The sequence below is a fragment of the Pseudomonas sp. BN102 genome, from assembly GCF_029871245.1.
Lineage (GTDB): Bacteria > Pseudomonadota > Gammaproteobacteria > Pseudomonadales > Pseudomonadaceae > Metapseudomonas.
Window position 1 is genome coordinate 100,025 of sequence record NZ_SSON01000071.1, and the last position, 19,834, is coordinate 119,858.

Annotated in this window: 16 protein-coding genes; 11 read left to right on the plus strand and 5 right to left on the minus strand. The window is 61.0% G+C overall.

The annotated features are described in order from the left end of the window. Window positions 1-67 precede the first annotated feature (67 nt). Together E8F12_RS18185 and E8F12_RS18190 are read left to right on the plus strand one after the other, a co-directional pair. Complete coding sequence (locus tag E8F12_RS18185; RefSeq protein WP_280326608.1) at window positions 68-1,882, plus strand: DUF1302 domain-containing protein; 1,815 nt, start codon at window positions 68-70, stop codon at window positions 1,880-1,882. Window positions 1,883-1,896: 14 nt separating this feature from the next. Then, window positions 1,897-3,231, plus strand: a complete 1,335-nt coding sequence (locus tag E8F12_RS18190; protein WP_280326609.1) for a DUF1329 domain-containing protein — start codon at window positions 1,897-1,899, stop codon at window positions 3,229-3,231. A 159-nt stretch (window positions 3,232-3,390) separates the two neighbouring features. Here the strand turns inward: E8F12_RS18190 and E8F12_RS18195 are convergent, their stop codons facing one another. Next, entirely contained in the window at window positions 3,391-5,211 is a 1,821-nt protein-coding gene (locus E8F12_RS18195) for an ATP-binding protein (RefSeq protein ID WP_280326610.1), read from the minus strand. Window positions 5,212-5,406: 195 nt separating this feature from the next. After that, window positions 5,407-6,285 carry an abortive infection family protein gene (locus E8F12_RS18200; RefSeq protein WP_280326611.1) on the minus strand — a complete coding sequence of 293 codons (879 nt, stop codon included), beginning with the start codon at window positions 6,283-6,285 and terminating at the stop codon, window positions 5,407-5,409. A 307-nt stretch (window positions 6,286-6,592) separates the two neighbouring features. Here E8F12_RS18200 and E8F12_RS18205 point away from each other — a divergent pair, with 307 nt between their 5' ends. From E8F12_RS18205 to E8F12_RS18215, 3 genes are all read left to right on the plus strand, one after another. After that, window positions 6,593-6,910 carry a hypothetical protein gene (locus tag E8F12_RS18205; RefSeq protein WP_280326612.1) on the plus strand — a complete coding sequence of 106 codons (318 nt, stop codon included), beginning with the start codon at window positions 6,593-6,595 and terminating at the stop codon, window positions 6,908-6,910. Window positions 6,911-7,150: 240 nt separating this feature from the next. Further along, window positions 7,151-7,594, plus strand: a complete 444-nt coding sequence (locus tag E8F12_RS18210) for a hypothetical protein (protein ID WP_280326613.1) — start codon at window positions 7,151-7,153, stop codon at window positions 7,592-7,594. 103 nt (window positions 7,595-7,697) lie between these two features. Next, window positions 7,698-8,048, plus strand: a complete 351-nt coding sequence (locus tag E8F12_RS18215; protein ID WP_280326614.1) for a hypothetical protein — start codon at window positions 7,698-7,700, stop codon at window positions 8,046-8,048. A gap of 492 nt (window positions 8,049-8,540) precedes the next feature. Here the strand turns inward: E8F12_RS18215 and rnhA are convergent, their stop codons facing one another. Together rnhA and E8F12_RS18225 are read right to left on the minus strand one after the other, a co-directional pair. Beyond that, on the minus strand, window positions 8,541-8,984 hold the full coding sequence (gene rnhA / locus E8F12_RS18220; RefSeq protein WP_280287517.1) for a ribonuclease HI: 444 nt from the start codon (window positions 8,982-8,984) through the stop codon (window positions 8,541-8,543). Further along, window positions 8,985-9,749: a methyltransferase domain-containing protein gene (locus E8F12_RS18225; RefSeq protein WP_280326615.1), complete on the minus strand. Its 765-nt coding sequence runs from the start codon at window positions 9,747-9,749 to the stop codon at window positions 8,985-8,987. It abuts the gene before it with no gap. Between the two features lie 61 nt (window positions 9,750-9,810). On the opposite strand from E8F12_RS18225, the gene gloB reads away from it, so the two are divergent. Together gloB and E8F12_RS18235 are read left to right on the plus strand one after the other, a co-directional pair. After that, window positions 9,811-10,590, plus strand: coding sequence for a hydroxyacylglutathione hydrolase (gene gloB / locus E8F12_RS18230; protein WP_280326616.1), 780 nt, complete (start codon window positions 9,811-9,813; stop codon window positions 10,588-10,590). 98 nt (window positions 10,591-10,688) lie between these two features. Continuing rightward, window positions 10,689-12,272 (plus strand): LysM peptidoglycan-binding domain-containing protein, encoded by a 1,584-nt coding sequence (locus E8F12_RS18235; RefSeq protein ID WP_280326617.1) that lies wholly within the window; start codon window positions 10,689-10,691, stop codon window positions 12,270-12,272. A gap of 100 nt (window positions 12,273-12,372) precedes the next feature. On the opposite strand, the gene E8F12_RS18240 is transcribed toward E8F12_RS18235, so the two are convergent. Next, entirely contained in the window at window positions 12,373-13,818 is a 1,446-nt protein-coding gene (locus E8F12_RS18240) for an HDOD domain-containing protein (protein ID WP_280326618.1), read from the minus strand. 237 nt (window positions 13,819-14,055) lie between these two features. Here E8F12_RS18240 and E8F12_RS18245 point away from each other — a divergent pair, with 237 nt between their 5' ends. The 4 genes from E8F12_RS18245 to E8F12_RS18260 are packed head-to-tail and all read left to right on the plus strand — an operon-like array spanning window position 14,056 to window position 19,834. Next, window positions 14,056-15,882 carry an extracellular solute-binding protein gene (locus tag E8F12_RS18245; RefSeq protein WP_280326620.1) on the plus strand — a complete coding sequence of 609 codons (1,827 nt, stop codon included), beginning with the start codon at window positions 14,056-14,058 and terminating at the stop codon, window positions 15,880-15,882. Next, entirely contained in the window at window positions 15,879-17,726 is a 1,848-nt protein-coding gene (locus tag E8F12_RS18250) for an extracellular solute-binding protein (RefSeq protein WP_280326621.1), read from the plus strand. Before E8F12_RS18245 ends, E8F12_RS18250 begins: the two co-directional genes overlap by 4 nt. Continuing rightward, window positions 17,727-18,812 carry a microcin C ABC transporter permease YejB gene (locus E8F12_RS18255; RefSeq protein ID WP_280289877.1) on the plus strand — a complete coding sequence of 362 codons (1,086 nt, stop codon included), beginning with the start codon at window positions 17,727-17,729 and terminating at the stop codon, window positions 18,810-18,812. Between the two features lie 2 nt (window positions 18,813-18,814). Then, complete coding sequence (locus tag E8F12_RS18260) at window positions 18,815-19,834, plus strand: ABC transporter permease (RefSeq protein ID WP_280326622.1); 1,020 nt, start codon at window positions 18,815-18,817, stop codon at window positions 19,832-19,834.

The window sequence follows — 19,834 nt, forward strand, 5'->3', positions numbered from 1 at the left end:
GTCGCTACCGGGGGTAAACACAGCGCCGCGATCACGCCAAAACAAAAACAACTGGTGGCTCATCAGAATGAAAGACCAATTCCGCACAACCGCACCGCTCCACCTGCGTCCCAGCTTGCTGGCGGCAGGTATCGCCATCGCCAGCCTGGGCAGTCCGCATCTGCTGGCAGCCAACTTCCAGCTCAACGATGACTGGGGTCTGGACGTCAATACCACCCTCAGCCTCGGCACCAGTTGGTCCCTGGAAGACGCCGACGAAAAGTTGATCACCAAGGCCGACGCCGCCTCCATCGGCAAGGAGGGCCGTGGCATCAACTACAACGGTGATGACGGCAAACTCAACTTCGACAAGGGCGACACCTTCTCCACCGTGTTCAAGGGCCTGACCGACTTCGATCTCAACGATGGCGGCCAGGGTGCCTTCCTGCGCCTGAAGTACTGGTACGACCACGAGCTGGAAACCACCAACGGTGATTTCACCCGCTTCGATGACTCCGGCTGGCAGGACCTGGCCAAGTTCAAGGGATTCGAGGCACTCGATGCCTATGTCTGGAAGGATTTCGACATCCAGGGCCATAAGCTCAGCACCAAGCTGGGCAAGCACGTGCTGAGCTGGGGCGAGGCGCTGTTCCTGCAAAACGGCGTGAACGCGATCAACCCGCTGGATATTTCCGCCTTCAACCGTCCCGGTGTGGAGTTGAAGGAAGGCCAGCTGCCGGTGGAGATGTTCAGTTTCAACCTCGACCTATCCGACGCCATGAACGTCGAAGGGTTCTGGCAGTACAACTTCCGTCCCTCGGTGATCGACGGTTGTGGCACCTTCTTCAGTCCCAGCGACAACACCCAGGAAGGCTGCCAGTTCACCACCCTCGTCACCGGTCGCGGCACCACCGCGCAGAACCTCGCCGCTGGCGGCTTCGTGCCACGGGCGGGCACCGAGTGGGCCAGCGACACCGGCCAGTACGGCCTGGCCATGCACTATGTGTTCGAGGAGCTGAACAGCACCGACCTCGGCCTGTACTTCGCCAACTACCACAACCGCACACCGGTGGTGAACGGGCTGGTCAGCACCGGCACAACCGCCGCCACGCTGCTCAACCAGGCGCGTTACTTCACCGTGTACCCGGAGGATGTGCGCATGTTCGGTGCCAGCCTCAGCAGCGTGCTGGGCACCACGGCGGTCTTCGGCGAACTGAGCTACCGGCCCAACCAGCCGATCGCCTTCAACGGCAACGACACCATAGCCACCCTCACCCGCGCCACCACCAGCCCGACGACGCCGTCCGGCGGTGTTCTGCCCGGCACCGAGTTCCAGGGCTATGCACGCCTGCCGGTCTGGCAGTTCAGCCTGGGGGCCACCGACACCATCAACAACGTGCTGGGCGCCACCCGCCTCGCCTGGGCCGCCGAGGCCGGCGCCAACTGGGTCGATGACATCGACGGCCAACGCTTCGGCCGCTCCGGCGCCTTCGGTCGCACACCGCCCACCGATGGCAGCGCCTGCGTGGCCGTACCGCCCGCCGGCGCGATCGGCAGTGGTGGCCTGAGCCGTGACGAGATCCTCGCCTACAACGCCGACAACTGTAATACCAAGGGCCTGGTGGACCACTTCTCCTGGGGTTACCGCGCGCGCCTTTCCCTCAGCTACGAGGGCCTGCTGCCGGCAACCGTGATCACGCCTTCGGTCAACTGGCGGCATGACGTCGACGGTTACGGCCCGAACTTCCAGGAAGGCCAGCAGGCTGCGAGCCTCGCCCTCGCCTTCGACTACCGCAACAACTACTCGCTGGAGCTGGCCTACAACGCGTTCTTCGGTTCCAACGAATTCTCCACCATCGACGACCGCGACTACGCCTCCGTCACTCTCAAAGCGAGCTTCTGATCATGAACCGTACGATGAAGAAACTGCCCCTCGCTATCGCCCTGTTCGCCGCCTGCGCCCTGGTCCAAGCCAAGGAATCCGACGCCAGCAAACTCGATGGTCCCCTCACACCCATTGGAGCCGAGCGTGCCGGCAACGCCGACGGCAGCATTCCGGCCTGGGACGGCGGCCTGAAGCCCGGCGCCGCGCCGATTGCCGCAAACGGCAATTACACCGACCCGTTCGCCAGCGAGAAGTCGCTATTCACTATCGGCAAGGACAACATGGCGCAATACAAGGCGATGCTCACTGCCGGCCAACAGGCGATGTTCGCCCGCTATCCGGACTACCGGATGAACGTCTATCCGACCCATCGCACGGCGCGCATTCCGCAGAAATACCAGGATCAGGCCCGCGAGAATGCAACCAAGGTGAAACTCACCGACGGCGGCAACGGGCTGGAGAACTATGCCTATGGTGTACCCTTCCCGATGCCGACCGAGCCGCTGGAAGTCATGTGGAACCACCTGGGGCGGTACCGGGGAGGCTCCATGCACCGAGAGTACGCCTCGGCCACAGTGCAGGAGAACGGCACTTACACCCTGGTGACCTACGATTCCCTTGCCGCATTCCGTGAGAACGTGAAAGACCTCGATCCCAACTCGAACGTCCTGTTCTACACCTACACCCGCACACTGAGCCCCTCGCGCTACGCCGGCGAGGTGGGGATGATCCACGAGCCAATCAACCAGATCATCGAATCGCGCAACGCCTGGCAATACATCCCCGGCCAGCGCCGCGTGCGCCGCGCCCCGACCATCGCCTACGACAGCAGCGCCCGCTACACCTTCGGGCAGGTGGTCTCCGACAGCCTCGATGGTTACAACGGCGCGCCGGACCGTTATGACTGGAAGCTCGTCGGCAAGCAGGAAATGCTGGTGCCCTACAACTCCTACAAGTTGATGGACAAAAGCTTCTCCTACGATGACCTGCTCAAGGCCGGCCATCTCAACCCCGACGTGACCCGCTACGAGAAGCACCGCGTCTGGGTAGTCGAGGCCACGCTGAAGGCGGGCCAACGCCACGTCTATGCCAAGCGCCGCTTCTATGTCGACGAGGACAGCTGGTCGATCCTGGCCACCGACATCTACGACAGCCGTGGCGAACTGTGGCGCATGCAGGAGTGCTACCTTGTGCAGTTCCACGATGTGGAGGTGCCCTTCTATGCGGGTGAGGCCACCTACGACCTGATTTCCGGACGCTACGCGGTGACCAACATCACCAACGGTATTCCGAGCAAGTGGGAATGGGGCAAGCAGCTGTCGAAGGCGGACTTCACCCCGGCGCAGCTCAAGCGACTCGGCAAGTGATCCGGACTGTGTGAAGAAAGGGGGCGAAAGCCCCCCTTTTTGCTTGGTTCATCGGGGGCTTTTGGCGAGAGCATTGGCTCAGGAGATCGTCCACAACTGATCGAGCCGGGTCGTATAATTTACTGGAGCATGCTCAGTTCAGAGCCGTTTGGATCATCGCTATAGCATCTCAGCGATACGGCGAAACCAAGATTGCACTTCTCCATCAGGATCTCGCTCGGCAATACGTTCTGCCGTCATCCGGGGGAAAGCCTTTTCTGCCAGCCGTTGCTTCGCCTTCGTATCCCCCATAGGCGCATCGGTGTTTTGCTTCGCAAAGAATGCCTCAGCAAACAGTTTTGGCACTGCTTTGTTCTCGTCGTTGGGTTGGTCGGCAATGGCCACATCAACATCGAAGGCGTCTCGAATAGCGTCAGCATGGAGGTAACACTCGATTTCATGCTTTCTGGTCAACACTGCCCAAGACCCATCGCCCCTTGCATTGACTGCGTCCACCGACTTCCCATATTTCGGCACATCACTGTCGTAGATATGGACTTCTCGTCGTTTGAGGACCCGCAGATAGTGTTCGGAAACCCAATGCCCTAAAGTTGACCCCCCCAGTAATACGAAGGCAACTCGATCATCCGTGCTCAAGTCTGGCAGGGTCTTGTCAGCAGCATGGAGGGCTTTGCTCAGGTGCTTCAGTGCCGAAACGTCTGTCGGCCCCTCAACACACAAAAGCACCTTCACACGGCTGTCGGGCACGACGCCAAGAGTTTCCGCGACTAGGCCGAAGACGTCCGCACCTTCCAGTACCGCGGGCTGCTCATCGGCTCGAGTAACGAATCTGATGCTTTCGGTAGGCAGCTCCGAAGCGAACCCCGGACTATGTGTGGTCAACAGCACCTGGCAACCTACTTCCGAGGCTAGAGATTTGAAAGAGTCGATCAAGATCCGCTGGTTATTTGGGTGCTGTGCGGTTTCAGGTTCCTCAATGGCGTAGATGATGCTGCGGCTGTGACTCGACTTCAGGCGCCGCTCTGCCTCCGCTTTGAAAAAACTAACCAGTACCAATCGGCGTACGCCACTCCCGCGCTTATTCAAGGGGATTCCGTCGTCGGTATCCATGCCCACGGCAAACAGACCTGTCCATTTGGACGCGGTTGGCGGGATAAACTGCGGTTTCAACTCTTTAGCCAGGCCAGGATCAATGGTTTTGAGAGCCTCATGAGTATTGGCTGCGATTTCCTCGGCTTTTTCCTGCACCTTGGCCTGGATACGGCTGATGTCCTCCTGCATCTCTGCAATAGCTGCAGCGACGGCAGCCTTCATCGGGTTCTGCACCTCACCATCGGAATCGCGACTGCTACGATCACTCTGGAACAAGGCATACATGGGCAGGTAGATCTCCAGCTTCTCCCATATGCGCTTGGTGTCTTCCTTCGGCTTCGAAACAGGTACTGCTACCTCTCGTAAGAGTAAGTCCTCTTCTGCCCTCCAGAGTGCCTGGCGCATCGCTGGGTTTCCCTTCAGCCCGATATCGATGCCTTTCTCTTTGATGAGTTTTTGCAGGTCCTTTTCTTTGAGTTCCAGCAGGTCCGAAACACCCTCAGCTGTCGGGTGGTTAGCGAGGATGAATACCTCACAGCTGGGTGTTTTCTTGCTGCAATCGAATACCTTCTTGATCTTTAAGGAACCGCTCGGAGATAGCAGGAACTCAGCCGCCAAGCTGGTTTCAGCGCCAGAGTCGAGCGATAGGGTTTCAGGAAGTTCAGAAAACTCACAGGTAATCGAAACGTTGGCGCTTTCGCTGTAGATGTTGGCGTCGCCAGGCTCGATCTTCACGGTTTCGTTATTGAAAAAAATCTCCAACGCTTCCAAAAGTGAAGATTTACCGATGTCATTCTTGCCAACAAAAGTGGTGAGGTCGTCTATCGAAACCTTAATCTCGTGCTGGTAGCAACGAAAGTTCTCAATGGCAACAGAGTCGAGTCGCATCCCTTACTCCATCCTTTTGTTTATTCCACTTCGTTGAAAATCTAGCAGTCCTGAGCCCAAAAGCTCCAGAACGCTACTTGATAGACGGCCTGCTTCAATGGCTGCTTCTGGCCGCATAGCGACCTTTGCTCTGGCTGGCCACGCTTGTCAGTCTCACATGGAGGACAAATCATGCTTTTGAAGCCCAAATGCGGCTCAAGACCTATAGGCGTGGTCGTGGAGAAACACGATTGCAGATGCCGTCAGGTTGATCACGGCCTTCGCTACATGCTCCGGCACAACCTTTTCAACCTCACCTGCGCCATGTGAAGTGCTGATTCGATTTCGAAGTGTTCCGATGATAAGCAGCGGCTGCTCCCAGAATGCTTCTAATCCGGTCTTTTCCATGACGATCTTCAAGAGCTTGGATGTCGTATCCCCCTGCGAGTAGCCAAAACCCTTCTGGCCGCAGATCACCTTCATCACACTCTCATAGCTGCTATTGCACTTCGTCACGCAGTCGCCGAACCGGCGGTGCCGGTAGTCGTCGAGTGCAGCAATAAACTCCGAGTTAGCATTCAGGAACGCGGGGGTCCGCAAAATCTCCAGTGCGGGTTGCATGGCGGTCTCGTGGATGAGTTGGCTGTCCTTCGGTATGACCTTCGCCTCTTCTCGAAGCACCATTGATCCAAACCGCCCTCCCGCGCTATCGATTGGCTCCCAAACCTGCGGGACAACGTGGTATGGGAGATCATCGATCATGAGGAATTCATTGATCCGCTCAACCACATTGTCACGGTTCGCTCCGAAGAAGCACGCGCAATCGAAACGCAGCGCGTACTCAATGAAGTTCAGGAACTGTTCGTCTTCACACTGCCCCAGGTACTCCCCCAAATCATCGGCGGGCCTACTGAAGCGCTTGCCAGTCAAGCTATTGCGACCAAGGAGGTATGCAAACCTGCCATGGATCTGATCCATGAACTCGTACAGCCCGCCATGTGTTGCGTCTCGGAATACCATCAGCGTTCTGTTTCTGAACGCCATAGTAAGCTTCTTCCGCGTCGCCTCCTGATTCTCTTGGCGACGAGAAAACACATCGAAAATTCCTCGTATCACACCAGCCTCCGCTGCTCCTGGGACAAGAGCAGCAGAGCATACAGGCACGCAGCCATTATGTGCCTATGCGCGACCGAAGCAGTATTGAATCCACAGCCGATTGCTGCCGTTCGCAAACGGCAGCTTCGAGGCCAAAGACGCCTGCATAGCGTAAGACTTTCGCTTGCGGCCGGCGCCTGCCGCAATGGCGGCGCTGACCGGGACACACGAAGAAGGTAAAAGCTGAAGGCAAATTCCTTGTCCGAGGACAGGCCTGAGAGATAGCATCGAGCCATCACTCGCAAGGATGCTCGAAGTGCTCGGACCGCTCCACCTTCTTTTCCTTCTCGCCCTAGCGCTCGCTGCACTATCGCAGCAGGCGTACGCCGGCAATACGCCTTGTTCCGGCAGCAAGGGCGGTATCGCTCGTTGCGATGGCGAACTATTTCTCTGCAATGACGGGTCGATCAGTGGATCGAAGCGCAGTTTCTTGCCTTACCTCGGCACCTCAGGCAACTCTCGCAATCAGGCCACTCCCTCCCTTCAGCGCTTTGCCGACTCTTCTAGTGAATGTGCGTGCGGTACCAGTACCTTCTGCACCGGACCTCGTGGTGGCGTCTATTGACTGACGCAGGGAGGGCGGAAGAGTTATGTGCGGAAGTGAAAGTATGACCGTGCTAAGCCAGATGCGTAACTTTAGAGCACGAAAAACAAACATGTTCCACTTTTGGTTTTTATTTGCTTGCAACCGGGAACTGGAATGCACTCTGACAATGCGCTCAACGTCGCTCGCTGCGCTTTTGACTGCTCATTAGCTTAATCATTAGGCAATCCATTCACCAAAACACAGCAAGGAACAACAATTTTGTCCGACAACGCATTTCTTAACGAATTCAAATCTAAATTTGATGAGTTTCGGGAAATAGAAGCCAGCATAGTTGTAGGAAAATTTAAGGATAACGCATGCACTAAAGCGTTCGCCCTGCTACGCGACATGGAGCTATGCTATGCATCAGGAGCATATTATGCATGCCTAATTATTGCCTGCGCCTCCATTGAAGCATGCCTGAATCATGAGTTCGGTGATGGCGGGTTTTTAAAAGCAAAACTTGAGCAGTCCGGTTATGCTCCCGAAGCCGACTGGCTGCGAGAAACCAGAAATAAAATAGTCCACCAGAACGACCACAGCGTTGTTAAATTTCATCTCCTTGAAGAAGATGAGGAAGAGCTTAAAGATCTATGTAGAAGGGCTTTTGCCTTGGTGCACACGATCTATTACCACCCGAGCAAGCAATCGAGTAGTGCCTAAAAGATGACTCAATTCGTTCGCTTCGCGCATTGGGGACGTCCGTAAACTGCGCTTCCAGCCGCCCTTTAGCCAAACGTTAAGAAAATAAAGGAGCCAGTTCCACATGGGATGCATCAGGGCAAATCTATTCAAAAGCAGCTACACCCCTTTCATTGAGATGCTGAAAGAGAACGAAATTAAATATGGAGAAGTTAAAACCTTCTCTACCGCCCCCATGGCAAGCGGCATGGTTCTTGCCCTCTACGGCTTCCTACAAACCGCAGCACCGTGGGCCGCCTTGGCTGCAGTCCTTGTTGCTTGGATAAAATCCAAATCAAGCAGAAAAGTAATAATCACAACCAAAGACAATCAGGTAATTCATCTAGAAGGGCTCTCGCCAAAAGAAACAGAGCGACTCCTTGAAGTAGCTATTAATCTCGCAGTGATCGACACTGACTCCGAGCCAAAGCCCTAACAATGCGCTTAGACGAGCCTATCGAGTACCTCGCTGGCGACGGTAGTAACACCGGAGAGGGGACTCTTGGGTCTGCTCCTTCTCATGAGAAACGTCGAGGACGTGGAGAAGCTGTGCACTTGCCCTGCAGGAAGAACGCAGAGCCGATTAAGCTACCAAGGCAATATGGGACGGGAAAGCACCGCCGACCGGCTAAATCGACAGGCACATAGGAATACCTAACGCCTTGCTGTCCTCCCGGGCTGTGTGTAGTGGTCTACTGATCCCGGACAGTGGGTTGACCACTACAGTGGCGTGCTCGAGAGCGAGTGTAAACAGGAAGGGAGGAAAACGGCCCTACGTTTACAGTTTTCCTAGAAAAAAGCTGCTGCTGCTCAGCAATCCCAGGCCATGCGCCACGTATTGCTTTTTACACACTTGACTAGTGGGTAGAAGAGGGGGACGTAACGCATGTTCTAGGCCTATGAAGAAGATTGCCGCAGCGGCGGAATTCTAACGGGCGTTCAGTTCGCTGACACCCCTATTGGCCAGCTGGTCGGCGCGTTCGTTGCCATGATGGCCGATATGCCCGCGCACCCATTGCCAGGTCACCTTGTGGCGGTTCACCTGCTCATCGAGCATCTGCCAGAGGTCGGCGTTCTTCACCGGCTCCTTGGCGGCAGTCTTCCAGCCGCGCTTCTTCCAGTTGGGCATCCACTCGGTGATGCCTTTCATCACATACTGCGAGTCGGTCACCAGGGTCACTTCGCAGGAGCGCTTGAGCGCGGCCAGGCCCTGGATGGCGGCCATCAGTTCCATGCGGTTGTTGGTGGTATCGCGCTCCCCACCCCAGAGCTCACGCTCGGCGCCCTTGTAGACCAGCAATGCGCCCCAGCCGCCCGGGCCGGGATTGCCCTTGCAGGCGCCGTCGGTATAGATCTCTACCAGTTCGCTCACTTAAGCCTCATGTTTTGAATCGCACCGGCTGACCTTCGCCACCGGCATGGGCACCAGCTTGCCCATCGGCTCGCGCCGGGCCTGACGCAGCGGGCGCAGGCCGACCACCAGCTTGCGCGCCACCAATAGATAGAAGCCCGCGCCGAGTCCCTGCCCGGCGGCGCCCCTGCGCTCCAACCAGGCCAGGCGGGTTTGCCAGGTGGGTGAAGCGAGCGGCGGACGATAGCACCCGAAGCGGCGTTTCTCCAGCGCGAAGCCCAGCAGGTTGAGCCAGTCGCTGACCCGTACCGGTGAAATGCAGCGCGCCTGGCCCAGGGCGTCGCCGGTGAAGTAATGGCGCACGCCCCAGGCACTCCAGGGATTGACCCCGATGATCATCAGGTGCCCGCCCGGGCGCACGCTGCGCGCGGCCTCGCGCAGCAGGCTGTGGGGCGAGAGGCAGAAATCCAGGCCGTGCTGCAGCACCACCACGTCCGCCGCGTGCTCACTGAGGGGCCAGGCGGATTCTTCACAGGCTATCTCCACGCCCGGCAAGGGCGCTCCCAGGTGCACGCTGCGCTGGATCTGCTTGGCGCCGGGCGGCAGTTCGGCACGCGGGCCGTAGTGCACCAGGTAGCCGCCGAAGTAACGCGCCAGCTCGTCCTCCAGCAGGCGCTGCTCTTCGAACAGCAGCAGGCCGCCCAACGGGCCGGAGAACCAGGAACGGGCCCCGGCGATCAGTTCCAGCCAGTCGGCATCGGCTTGGGCAAATGCTTTCTCGGTCATGGCAATCTCCTGCGTCAGAGCCCTAAGATGCTCCATTGCTCTCTGCTTGGCGACTCCCTTCATGATCAAGATCGACGCCCTCCCCGCCTTTTCCGACAACTATCTCTGGCTGCTGCAGGATGCCGAGAGCCGCTGCTGCGCAGTGGTCGACCCTGGCGACGCCGCACCGGTGCTGGCCTGGCTCGAAGCTCATCCCGGCTGGCGGCTGACCGATATTCTGGTCACCCACCACCATGCCGACCACGTCGGCGGCGTGGCCCGGCTGAAGGACGCCTGCGGCTCCCGCGTACTCGGCCCGGCCCAGGAACGCATCCCGGCCCGCGACCAGGCCCTGGGCGAAGGTGATCGGGTGCAAGTGCTGGGACTGGAGTTCCAGATATTCGAGGTGCCCGGCCATACCCTCGGCCATATCGCCTATTACCACGAGGATGCCGGACAGCCGCTGCTGTTCTGCGGCGACACCCTGTTCGCCGCCGGTTGCGGGCGGCTGTTCGAAGGCACACCGGAGCAGATGCATCGCTCCCTCAGCCGACTGGCGACCCTGCCGGCGGCCACCCAGGTCTATTGCACCCACGAGTACACCCTGAGCAACCTGCGCTTCGCCAAGGCGGTGGAACCGGCGAACCCGAATACAGCCGAGCGTTTCGCCCGTGTCAGCCGTCTGCGCGAGCGGGGTGATATCAGCCTGCCATCGACCATTGCCCTGGAACTGGCCACCAACCCTTTCCTGCGGGTAACTGAAACATCCGTTAAACAAATGGCCGACGAGCGGGCCGGTCGGGAAAACCCTACGCCGGTCGAGGTCTTCGCCACCCTGAGGGCCTGGAAAGACCAGTTCTGAGAGGCCGGGGGCCCGGCGCGGACTGGTGAAAACTTGACCACCCCCAGGTCGGTTCCTAGAATCGCCGGACTTTTTACGCCGGATAAACCTCTCAGCCAATGTTGTCTTCGCCGATCAGAACCTTCGACCTGGATGCATTGGCACGAGCCGCGCGAGCGCTTGTGGTGGTGTTCGCCGCCACCCTCGCCGGCTGTGCGGGCACGGGCCAGAAAGACGAAGACCAGGGCAAGGACACCGATCCCGCCCTCGGCATGAGCCAGCCGGCCCAATGGCTGGAAGACGCTCAGGAGTCGCGCGAACCCCAGGACATCTGGGAGCGCATGCGCAACGGCTTCAAGCTGCAGGACGAGATAGGCATCAACCCGCGTATCGAGCGCCAGCGCCTCTGGTACGTCAGCAAGCCTTCCTTCCTGGAAACGGCCAGCGAGCGTGGCAGCCTTTATATCCACTATGTGGTGGAGCGCCTGGAAGAGCGCAACATGCCCCTGGAGCTGGCCCTGCTGCCGGTGGTTGAAAGCGCCTACAACCCCTTCGCCTATTCTCGCAGCCACGCCGTCGGCATCTGGCAGTTCATTCCGTCCACCGGCCGCCACTTCAACCTGCGCCAGACCAACTGGTACGACGGTCGCCGCGACATTACCGCTTCCACCAACGCGGCACTGAATTACCTCGACCGCCTGCACGAGATGTTCAACGGCGACTGGCTGCTGGCCCTGGCCGCGTACAATGCCGGCGAAGGCACCGTCAGCCGCGCCATCGAGCGCAACCAGAAGCTCGGCCTGCCGACCGACTACTGGAACCTGCCGCTGCCGCAAGAGACCCAGGACTATGTGCCCAAGCTGCTGGCCCTGTCGCAGCTGGTGATGGCGCCAGAAGCCTATGGTGTGAACCTCAGCCCCATCGCCAATGAGCCCTACTTCGAAGTGGTGGAGGTCAAGCAGCAGCGCCTGGACCTGTCACGTGTCGCCCGCATGGCCGACATGGACGCCGACGAGATGTACCAGCTCAACCCGGCCTTCAAGAAGCGCATCACCATGGACGGCCCGCAGCACCTGCTGGTGCCCGCCGAGAAAGCCGAACTGCTGACCGCCAACCTCGCGCTGATGAAGCCCCAGCAACTGGTGGACTGGCAGCAATACCGCGTGCGCACCGGCGACAGCCTGCATGGCATCGCCAACCGCTACCACGTGACGGTCAAGACCCTGAAGGAGATCAACGGGCTGTCCGGCAATCACCTGCGGGTCGGCCAAGCGTTGAGCATTCCGGTGGAGCCGGGGCTCAAGCCCGATCGGCCGCTGTTCCAGAACGTCGCCAGCGCCAGTGCCCCGGCACCGGTCAGTAACCACAAGGTGAAGAGTGGCGACAATCTCTGGACCATCGCCCAGCAGCATAAGGTGGACGTCCAGGACATCAAGCGCTGGAACAACCTCAAGGGCAACAGCCTGAAGGCCGGCCAGGTGCTGAAATTGAAGGGTGGCGCCACCCAGGTCGCCAGCGCTGCCAGCGGCAAGTCGAAAAGCAAGGACCGCGAGTCGGTGACCTATTACAAGGTCAAGCGCGGCGATTCGCTCTATCTGATCGCCAAGCGCTTCAATGTGGAAATGAAGCACCTGCAGCGTTGGAACCCTCGCAGCGCGGGTGACCTGAAACCGGGACAGACGCTGACGCTCTACCTCCCCTGAAGCCCTCCTGGCCCCGAGCCTTGAGCTGACGGCAGGGTGGAAATCCACGCATCGGATTGCCACCGCCATGCTGGATAGAAGAGCGCTCCACCCTCACCCGCTAAGGTTTCTGCGCCATGGCCTCCAGGCAGCGCCCAGCCAACTGGGTGAAATGCTGGAAGGCCACGAACTGTTCATGCTTCAGCGCCCTGCCCGAGAGCCGGCAATCGGCGTAGATCACGCCGATCTCACGCTTGCCGGCCAACAACGGCGCGATGAAGAACATCCCCTGTCCCAGCCATTCGCGCATGGGTCGCGTCACCAGGTCGTTGAGGCTGTAGCTGGCGGGCACGCCCATCCAGAGGTTTTCCCGCGCGCGCAGCACATAGCTGAAGAGGTTGGGCTGGCCCGGCGGGCCGGCCGGCAGGGCAAACTCGCTGAGCCAGCGGGCACTGCCTTCGCCCGCCGCCCGGCGCACCTTGAAGCAGCTGCGCTGGTCGGTGAGCACCGCCACCATCACGCGTTCCAGCCCCGCGCCCTGGTGCAATCCCTGCAGCAGGGTATCGAGCACCAGATTCACGTCCGCCTTGCGCGACACCAGCATGCCCAGCTCCTGCAGGGCCTGCTGCATCAGCACCAGGTCCGGCTGCAGCAGGCGCGCCTGGCGTTGTTCCCGTTGCAGGCGAATCTGCTCCGGGTCGGTATGCGGGATCAGGTAGCACAGTTTGCTGGCGCCGAAGGTCGCGGCCACCTTCACGGCCTCGTCGGCGCTGGCCAGCACCTGTTGCAGGGCTTCGTCCGGGCTGACGCCGATCATGCCGGCCAGTTGTTCGAGCAGAGTCGCCATGGCCGGCGAATCCCAGCCCTCCAGGGCCGCTTCGCTGATACGCACACCCAGGTTCACCGCCTTCACCGCCGGGTCGCCCTGGGCCGCACTGGCATGGGCCAGGTTCGCCAGCTCCCCCAGGTTCCAACTGCGCACCAGGCCCTGGGTCAGTTGACGGAAGCTGGTGCCCAGCACCTCGCGAACCGCCTTCTCCTCCTCCACGCCCGGATGCGCCAGAAGTGCGGCCAGTTCATCGGCCTGCTCGCCGCCGCAACCCCAGAACCCCAGCTCGCCGAGGTTGTGCAACAAGGCGGCGATGAACACTTCCTCTTGGCTGCGCGCCAGCAGGTAGCCCGCGATATTGCGTGCCTGCACTGCGGCGTGAAAGGACCGCGCCAGGAGCTCCGGCAACTGCTCCCGCGGGCCGCGGGTCAGCAGGCTGTCGATCAGGCTCACCGACAGGCCGATCAACCGCACATTCTCAAAGCCGATCAGGACGATGGCGCGGGAGATGGTGCGAATGGCCTCCTGGGACGGGTTGTAGTAAACGCTGTTGGCGACCTTCAGCACCTTCGAGGTCAGGGTGGCGTCACGCAGCAGCACATCGGCCAATTGCTGGACCGAGGATTTGTCCTGTTGGGCCAACTGGTGCAGGTCCTGTACCACTGCGGCCAGGGCGGGTAGTTCGGCCTCGTTGAGACGGTCGATCCATGACTGCAAACCATGGCTGCGTTCCCCCAAGATAGGCACCTCTGCGCAAATAACCGGTCTGTGAGCAAAATGATGGCCAGCTCCCCGCAGGCTGGCCCTTTTTTCTTGCCTGTACAAGCTGTTACTGTACTTGCCTGCGGTCACCGCCGACACGTGCGGCGCGTGACTTCCGACACGATTTCGCCGGCCCGTCGCCCGCGCCTTCCTGCCAGCGAGGCCAGCGCCCCACATGCCCGACACGATTGCCATGGATCGGACGCCCGCCTGATGCTTCGCCTTGCCTTCCTGCTCATCGGCCTGCTGGCTCAGCCCTGTTTCGCCAGCCTGATCGAAAGCCACGGCTACGCGCAGTTCGGCACGCTGAAATACCCCGCCCACTTCGAACATTTCGACTGGGTCAACCCCGACGCCCCCAAGGGCGGCACCCTGCGAGTGATGGCCTTCGGCACCTTCGACACCCTCAACCCCTACACCTTCAAGGGCACCAGCCCGGTGGCCACGCCCAACTTCATGCAATACGGCGTGACCGAGCTGAACGAGCCGCTGATGGTGGGCACCGGCCAGTACGACCCCTCGGGCGACGAACCCGCGTCCAGCTACGGCCTGATCGCCTCGAGCGTCGATTACGCCGAAGACCGCAGCTGGGTGGTGTTCAACCTGCGTCCGGAGGCCCGTTTCCACGACGGCAAGACGATTACCGCCTATGACGTCGCCTTCTCCTACCGCACCCTGGTCAAGAGTGGTCATCCGCAGTACCGCACCAGCCTGCAGGAAGTGAAGCGGGTCGACATACTCGGCCGCCACCGTATCCGCTTCGTGCTCAAGCGCGCCGGCAACCCGCTGCTGATCCTGCGCCTCGGCGAGTTGCCGGTGCTGCCCCAGCATTACTGGAAAAACCGCGACTTCAAGGCCACCAGCTTCGAGCCGCCGCTGGGCAGCGGCCCCTACCGCATCACCCAGGTCAGGCCGGGGCGCGGCCTGGTGTTCGAGCGGGTCAAGGACTGGTGGGGCGGAAAGCTGCCGGTCAACCGCGGCAAGTACAACTTCGACCGGGTCGAGGTGGAGTTCTACCGCGACAGCAATGTGGCCTTCGAAGCCTTCAAGGCGGGCGAGTTCGACTTCTACATCGAGCACCAGGCGAAGAACTGGGCCAACGGCTATCGTTTCCCCGCCATCGCGCGAGGCGATGTGATCCGTGCCGAGATCCCTCACCAGATCCCAACCCAGACCCAGGCGCTGTTCATGAACACCCGCCGCGCCGTGTTCCAGGAACGCAAGGTGCGTGAGGCCATGGGGCTGATGTTCGACTTCGAGTGGACCAACCGCACCCTCTTCAACAACGCCTACATGCGCGCCACCAGCTACTACCCGAACAGCGAGTTCAGCGCGGTGGGCAAACCCGAGGGCCATGAGTGGCTGCTGCTCTCGCCCTACCGCAAGGAGCTGCCCGAGACCCTCTTCACCCAGCCCTTCCAGGTACCCGCCACCGAAGGTCGTGGCATCCCGCGGGAAACCCTTCGCCGCGCCCTCGGTCTATTAGCCGAGGCGGGCTGGAAGCTGTCCGGCCAACGCCTGCTCAAAGACCGTGGCCAACCGCTGCGCTTCGAGATACTGCTGGTCAACCCGAACCTTGAACGCATCCTCCAGCCTTACCGCGAGAACCTCGAAAGCATTGGCATCGACGTCAGCCTGCGCACGGTGGACCGCGCCCAGTACAAGCAGCGCCTGGACCACTTCGACTACGACATGATCCTGATGACCCTGCCGCAAACCCTGAGCCCGGGCCTGGAACAGTCCCTCTACTTCCATTCCAGCCAGGTGGGCGTGAAAGGCAGCAAGAACTACGCGGGCGTCGCCAACCCGGTGGTCGACGCCATGATCGACAAGCTGCTCGGCGCCCAGAGCCGCGACGAGCAGCTGGCCGCCGCGCGCGCCCTCGACCGCACCCTGCTCTGGGAGCACTACAGCATCCCCAACTGGTACATCAACTATCACCGCCTGGCGTACCGCAACCGGTTCGCCTTCGTCACCACGCCGCCCTACACCCTGGGTTTGCGCGCCTGGTGGCTGAAGCCAACGGAGAACGCCCGATGAGCAAAACGCTGCGCACTCGCTGCCTGCAAGGCTGTTGCGCCCTGCTGCTGTCCCTGGCCGGCTTCGCCATGGCCGAACCCAAGTACGCCATCACCCTCTACGACGAACCCGCCAAGTACCCGGCAGACTTCACCCACTTCTCCTGGGTCAATCCGGATGCCCCCAAGGGCGGCGTCCTGCGCCTGGCCGGCGTCGGCGGTTTCGACAGCCTCAACCCCTTCATTCCACGGGGCAACTCGGCGGACCAACTCAGCCTGATCTATGACAGCCTGACCTTCCACTCGCCAGACGAGCCCTTCACGGAATACGGCCTGCTCGCCGAGAAGATTGAGAAAGCGCCGGACAACAGCTACGTGCGCTTCTACCTGAATCCCAAGGCACGCTTCCACGACGGCAAGCCGGTGACGGCCGCGGATGTGGTGTTCACCTTCAACACCCTGGTCAAGCACGGCGACCCCATGTACCGCCATTACTACGCCGACGTGGCCAAGGTGGAAGCCGAGGACGACCTGCGCGTGCGCTTCGATTTCAAGCACCCGGGCAACCGCGAGCTGCCGCTGATCCTCGGCCAGATCCAGGTGCTGCCCAAGCATTACTGGGAAGGCCGCGACTTCGGCAAGACCAGCCTCGAGCCGCCGCTGGGTAGCGGCCCCTATCGCATCGCCAAGGTGGATGCCGGCCGCACCATCCGCTACGAGCGGGTCAAGGACTGGTGGGCGAAGGACCTCCCGGTGACCCGCGGCTACTACAACTTCGACGCCATCACGGTGGACTACTACCGCGACATGTCGGTCTCGCTGGAGGCCTTCAAGGCCGGCCAGTTCGACTTCAACCTGGAATTCTCCGCCAAGGACTGGGCCACCGGCTATGAAAGCCCCGCGCTGCGCGCCGGCAAGATCATCAAGGAAAGCATCACCAACCATAACCCCACCGGCATGCAGGGTTTCGCCTTCAACATCCGCCGCCCGGTGTTCCAGGACCGCAAGGTGCGTGAGGCCATCGCCCTGCTGTTCGATTTCGAGTGGGCCAACAAGCAGCTGTTCTTCGGCTCCTACAAGCGCACCAGCAGCTACTTCGAGAACTCGGAGATGGCTGCCCACAAGATGCCCGACGCCGAGGAGCTGAAAATCCTCGAACCGCTGCGCGAGCAGGTACCGGCCGAAGTCTTCACCGAGGTCTTCAAGCCGCCGGTGAGCGACGCCAGCGGCATCATCCGCGAGCAGAAACGCCGCGCTTACCAGTTGCTCACCGAGGCCGGCTACAAGATCGAGAACGACCGGATGGTCGGCCCGGACGGCAAGCCGCTGACCTTCGAGATCCTTATCGCCCAGGCCAACCTGGAGCGCGTGATCCTGCCGTTCAAGCGCAACCTGGCGGAACTCGGCATCGACCTGCAGATCCGCCGCGTGGACGTCTCCCAATACATCAACCGCCTGCGCTCGCGAGACTTCGACATGATCCCGGCCACCTGGGGCCAGTCCAACTCCCCGGGCAACGAGCAGCTCGAGTTCTGGCACTCGCGCAGCGCCGACAGCGCCGGCAGCCGCAACTTCATCGGCCTGCGCGACCCGGCCATCGACAAGCTGGTGGAAGGCCTTATCCGCGCCGACTCCCGGCAGAGCCTGGTGGAGCACGCCCGGGCCCTGGACCGCGTGCTGCTCTGGGGCCACTACGTGGTGCCCAACTACTACGTCGACACCTGGCGCGTGGCCTACTGGAACCACTTCCAGCGCCCCTCTACCACACCGCTCTACGATTTCGGCCTGATGACCTGGTGGCAGAAACCGGGCACGGAAACTGCTAGGCAGTCCGAGCAATCTCCTTCCGAGCCGGATGCCCAGTAAATGCTCGCCTACATACTGCGTCGACTGCTGCTGATCATTCCCACCCTGTTCGGCATCCTGCTGATCAACTTCATCATCATCCAGGCCGCTCCCGGCGGCCCGGTGGAACAGATGATCGCCAAGCTGGAAGGCTTCGATGCCGCGGCCGGCGGCGCCACCGGGCGCATTTCCGGAGGTGGCGCCGAGGTCGCCACGGCCAGTTCCAACTACCGTGGCGCACAGGGCCTGGACCCGGAGCTGGTGGCGGAGATCGAGAAGATGTACGGCTTCGACAAGCCGGCGCACGAACGCTTCTGGCTGATGATCACCAGCTACCTGAAGCTGGATTTCGGCACCAGCTTCTTCCGCGACGCCAAGGTCATCGACCTGATCCTGGAGAAGCTGCCGGTGTCCATCTCCCTCGGGCTCTGGAGCACCCTGATCATGTACCTGGTGTCGATCCCCCTGGGGATCGCCAAGGCGGTGCGCCACGGTAGCGCCTTCGACGTCTGGAGCAGCACGGCGATCATCGTCGGCTATGCCATCCCGGCCTTCCTGTTCGCCATCCTGCTGATCGTGATGTTCGCCGGCGGCAGCTACTTCGACTGGTTTCCCCTGCGTGGCCTGACCTCGAACAACTTCGACGAGCTAAGCCTCGGCGGCAAGCTCCTCGACTACTTCTGGCACCTGGCCCTGCCGGTGACCGCCCTGGTGATCGGCAACTTCGCCACCCTCACCCTGCTGACCAAGAACAGCTTCCTCGACGAGATCAACAAGCAGTACGTGGTCACCGCCCGCGCCAAGGGACTGTCGGAGAACCGCGTGCTCTATGGTCACGTGTTCCGCAACGCCATGCTGCTGATCATCGCCGGCTTCCCGGCGGCCTTCATCGGCATCTTCTTCACCGGCTCCCTGCTGATCGAGGTGATCTTCTCCCTCGACGGCCTGGGCCTGATGAGCTTCGAGTCTGCCCTGAACCGCGACTATCCGGTGGTGTTCGGCACCCTCTTCATCTTCACCTTGCTGGGACTGGTCGTGAAACTGATCGGCGATCTCACCTACACCCTGGTCGATCCGCGGATCGACTTCGAAAGCCGGGAGGGTTGAGCATGGCACTCTCCCCCATCAACCGCCGCCGCTTCGAGCGTTTCAAGGCCCACAAGCGCGGCTGGTGGTCGCTCTGGCTGTTCCTCGTCCTCTTCGTCCTGAGCCTGGGCGCCGAGCTGATCGCCAACGACAAGCCTCTGGCGGTGAAATACGACGGCCAGTGGTATTTCCCCATCCTCAAGCGCTACCCGGAAACCACCTTCGGCGGCGAATTCCCGCTGGAGGCCAACTACAAGACGCCCTATATCCGCGAGCTGATCGAGTCCAAGGGTGGCAGCATGATCTGGCCGCCCATTCCCTTCAGCTACGAGACCATCAACTACGACCTCAAGGTGCCGGCGCCCGCGCCGCCCACGGCGGAGAACTGGCTGGGCACCGACGACCAGGGCCGCGACGTCATGGCGCGGGTGATCTATGGCTTCCGTATCTCGGTGCTGTTCGCCCTAACCCTGACCCTGCTCAGTTCCATCATCGGCGTGATCGCCGGCGCCCTGCAGGGCTTCTATGGCGGCTGGGTGGACCTGACCGGGCAGCGCTTCCTGGAAATCTGGTCGGGACTGCCGGTGCTCTACCTGCTGATTATCCTCGCCAGCTTCGTGCAGCCTAACTTCTGGTGGCTGCTGGGCATCATGCTGCTGTTTTCCTGGATGAGCCTGGTCGACGTGGTGCGCGCCGAGTTCCTCCGCGGCCGCAACCTCGAATACGTACGCGCCGCCCGTGCGCTGGGCATGCAGAACGGCGCCATCATGTTCCGCCACATCCTGCCCAATGCCATGGTCTCCACCATGACCTTCATGCCCTTCATCCTCACCGGCGCCATCGGCACCCTGACCGCGCTGGACTTCCTCGGCTTCGGCCTGCCACCGGGCGCCCCCTCCCTGGGCGAGCTGGTAGCCCAAGGCAAGTCCAACCTGCAGGCACCCTGGCTGGGCATTTCCGCCTTCCTGGTGCTGGCGGCCATGCTGACCCTGCTGGTGTTCATCGGCGAAGCCGCCCGCGATGCCTTCGACCCGAGGAAGTGA